5 protein-coding genes are annotated in these 3,484 nt (G+C 43.5%); 3 read left to right on the top strand and 2 right to left on the bottom strand.

From position 1 onward, the window contains the following. Both IQR33_RS25620 and IQR33_RS25615 read right to left on the bottom strand, forming a co-directional pair. Positions 1 to 355, bottom strand: a 355-nt coding sequence (locus IQR33_RS25620) for a tripartite tricarboxylate transporter TctB family protein (protein WP_193844173.1), incomplete at its 3' end; no start/stop codon positions are given. 238 nt (positions 356 to 593) lie between these two features. Beyond that, positions 594 to 1,565 carry a tripartite tricarboxylate transporter substrate binding protein gene (locus IQR33_RS25615; RefSeq protein ID WP_005388181.1) on the bottom strand — a complete coding sequence of 324 codons (972 nt, stop codon included), beginning with the start codon at positions 1,563 to 1,565 and terminating at the stop codon, positions 594 to 596. A 266-nt stretch (positions 1,566 to 1,831) separates the two neighbouring features. Between IQR33_RS25615 and IQR33_RS25610 the strand changes: the two genes are divergently transcribed. The 3 genes from IQR33_RS25610 to IQR33_RS34365 form a co-directional block, all read left to right on the top strand. Next, complete coding sequence (locus tag IQR33_RS25610) at positions 1,832 to 2,230, top strand: GFA family protein (RefSeq protein ID WP_053304399.1); 399 nt, start codon at positions 1,832 to 1,834, stop codon at positions 2,228 to 2,230. 264 nt (positions 2,231 to 2,494) lie between these two features. Further along, entirely contained in the window at positions 2,495 to 3,208 is a 714-nt protein-coding gene (locus tag IQR33_RS25605; RefSeq protein ID WP_005377279.1) for a GntR family transcriptional regulator, read from the top strand. 12 nt (positions 3,209 to 3,220) lie between these two features. Next, positions 3,221 to 3,484: isocitrate lyase/phosphoenolpyruvate mutase family protein (locus IQR33_RS34365; protein WP_228014137.1), on the top strand; the 264-nt coding region annotated here is incomplete at its 3' end.

Below are 3,484 nucleotides of genomic sequence, written 5' to 3'. Positions count from 1 at the left end.
CCAATAAAAAGAAGCCAGTAGCTATCACAAAACCTAAGTAAGTCAGGCCCACGCCGTAGAGCGCCATTAAAATTAAAAAGGCAATCAGTAACTTCCAATTGAAGGTCAGCACTGCGCCACTTTGTTTATCTGGTTGTCCTGTCACCAGCAATAGCAAAGAAAGGCCGACACCAACGTAAGTCAGGATGGTTGGCAGAGTACGTGCGGTGAATGGTTCATACTCATCACCTGGAAACAATGGAATTTGTGAGGTTTGATAACCGTAGCAAAGACAGAAAAGTAGAAAGATCATTGCGCCGACGCGGTCACGACAGAGTAAATACTCTTTGGTGAAAAAGTTGGTTGAACGAGGCATATTCAACTCCTAACAAAAGTAAAAAAGACCGCATATGGACGTCAATGAATAAACTAAACCATTAACAATTAAGCATTTCGCTGCTAGTCGAGCCGCTTTGGGTATATAAACAAAGGAGTGTGCATGCCGATTGTCGACAATGTCCATATGCGGTGAAACTTAGAGTGCAAATACAATGGGGAAATACCAACCTACGTTATTCATTGAGGTTGGTATCTGAGGGACCCCAATTCGATTGTTACTTCAGGAAGCCTAACTCGCGCATTAAGTCACCCATCTGTTGCTCTTGATCTTCAAGAAACGCGAAGAATGCTTTATCCGCTTTATAGTTGTCGATCCAACCATTGCGGTCTCGAACGACTTGCCATTCGTCGGTGTTATACATTTTAGTAAATGCGGCATTCCATTCATCTAGCTTTTCTTGGCTTGTGCCTGGTGCTGCAAAGAATCCACGCCAGTTAGCAAAGACAGTTTCATTACCATATTCGGTGAGAGTTGGAATGTTAGGCGCAGCTTCTAAACGTTTTGGTGCTGTAATCGCTAACACTTTCACTTGCCCAGACTTAGACATTTCGAGTACTTCACCTAACCCTGTAGAGAGCAGTTGTGTTTCGCCTGAAAGTAGGGCAGCCATGGCTTTTCCACCTGCATCATAGGCAATGTAACGAACTTTGCGCGCATCAAAACCTTCACCTTTGAAAGCCGCTGCTATAACCAAATGATCCATAGAACCACGAGCAGAGCCACCAGCAACCTTCACTTTACGAGGGTTTTCTTTAAAAGCTTTAACGACATCTTCCCAAGAGCTGTAAGGAGAATCGGCTGATGTAACAATGGCGCCATAATCGGCAACCGTTGCGGCAACAGGAGTCAAGTCGCGGAAAGATTGTGGGAAGATCCCACTGAGCGAGCGAACGACGATCGGTGTTGAGTTCACCATGAGTGTATCTTCTTGACGATCAGCCGTTTCAATCAAATGTGCGATTGCTTTGCCACCGCCACCACCAGATAGGTTTTGAAATGATACGGTTTCGACGATGTCCGACTTTATTAATACATCACCAGTACCTCGGGCGGTCATGTCCCAACCGCCACCGGCACCTCCAGGGATAAGAAAGTGCATTTTTTCAATATCTGCAGCAAGAGCGTTGAATGAAAATGAAGCTGCGATGATTGAAGCGGCGAGCGTTGGTTTGAGTACCTTTAACATGTTCACGTTCCTTATGTTAGCGACTCTATTTAGTTGAGCCTTATTGTTTTTGCTCAGTTGTCATGCCTTGTAAGCGTTAAAGCTGAACTTGGTGTAAAGGTTAATTAAGTGTTAAATATCTGTCTGTAAAAGAGATATAAAGAGAATATTGAGCATTTCGGTTATTTTGTTCATAAAGTTCACGGCGAGAAGTTGGTGTTAGGTCACGCGGCTTTACGCTTTGGTAGGCCATAATAAAATGACGGAAAATGAACGAGGAAAAGAGAATGAAAGGGACGTGTTTGTGCGGCGCAATTGAAGTCATCGCTGAGGTTAAAAATGAGGTTAGCCTGTGCCATTGCTCTATGTGTCGAAAATGGTCGAGTGGCGCACTTCATGCGGTGCATTGTGGGCCTAACGTGACGTTTAAAGGTGGCGAACCTAAACGTTATCAGTCGTCAGACTGGGCGGTGAGAGGTTTTTGTGGCGAATGCGGCACAAACCTTTTCTATCATTTGTTGCCGACAGGTGAGTACATTCTTTCCGCTGGTTTGTTCGATAACCCAGATTTCAAACTCACTTTAGAGATTTTTACCGATGAAAAGCCAGCTTATTATGACCTCAATTCCGCTTCACAAAAGATGACTTCGCAACAAGTCTTTGATCAATTTGTACCTAAAGAATAGTTTTTTATCCGATTATTGTTCGACAGCTGAGCTTTTAGTTTTTAGATCATAAGCTTAAAGGTTTATAAGTTGTCGACAATGTGAACTCACCATTCTTTATTTCTGCTAAAAACGGCACTTAATAGGCATTTTAGGCCAATTTAAATTACGACCTTAGTCTAAATTGTCGACAATTTACTTGATTGTCGACACTTTGATCGACTACTTTATATTCAGGTTAAGAAATTGTAGACATTTCGATGTCGGTAACAAGAGTATCTGAATATGAACTCTGAGTTGAAAGCTCGTTATAAAGTGCTGGGTTCTGAGAAAGAACACACCAAATCCGAAACGCTGACCGAAACACTCATTGAAGTCATTGTTAATGGCGACGTGAAGCCTGGCCATAAGATATCAGAGCCTGAGCTAGCAAAGAAATATCAAGTCAGTCGTGGGCCTTTGCGTGAAGCATTGATGCGCTTAGAGGGGCTAGGGCTCATCGAGCGAATTCCTCATGTTGGGGCTAGAGTGACCACTTTTTCTCCGGAAAAGCTGATAGAACTTTATGCCGTTCGAGAAGCATTGGAAGGCATGGCGGCAAGGTTAGCTGCGCGACACATTACGCAAGAAGAGCTCTTAAGCTTGGAAATGCTATTGTCGACACATTCCAAGCATATAGACCAAATGGAAGGCGCGTCTTACTTCCATCAACATGGTGACTTTGATTTTCACTATCGCATCATCCAAGCCAGCAGAAACAGTAAGTTAATATCTCTGCTGTGTGATGAACTCTATCACTTATTACGGATGTATCGTTACCAGTCGCCACGTGCGCAATCTCGCCCGAATGAGGCGCTCACCGAACACAAATTCATTTTGGAAGCCATTCGCAATCGCGATGAAGAGCTTGCAGAAATGTTGATGAGAAGACACATATCAGGAAGTCGAAAGCTCATCCAATCTCAAATTATACATACAGAAAGTTTAGACAAAGACTAGAAGGAATTCGTCATGAGCTTAACACCGGGAGCGAAATTCAGACTCGCCATTGAACAAAATAATCCACTACAAATTGTCGGCACTATAAACCCGTATTGCGCCATGATGGCAAAAAACTTGGGTCACCAAGCGATTTACTTGTCTGGTGGCGGTATCGCAAATGCTTCATACGGATTGCCGGATCTCGGTATCACAACATTAAACGACGTTTTGGTTGATGTTGACCGTATTACTAACGCATGTAATTTGCCTCTTTTGGTTGATATCGACACGGGC

It is taken from the genome of Vibrio sp. OPT46, assembly GCF_015163535.1.
Classification (GTDB): domain Bacteria; phylum Pseudomonadota; class Gammaproteobacteria; order Enterobacterales; family Vibrionaceae; genus Vibrio; species Vibrio alginolyticus.
Note: the sequence above shows the minus strand (reverse complement) of the source record. Positions and strands in the feature narration are given on the sequence as shown.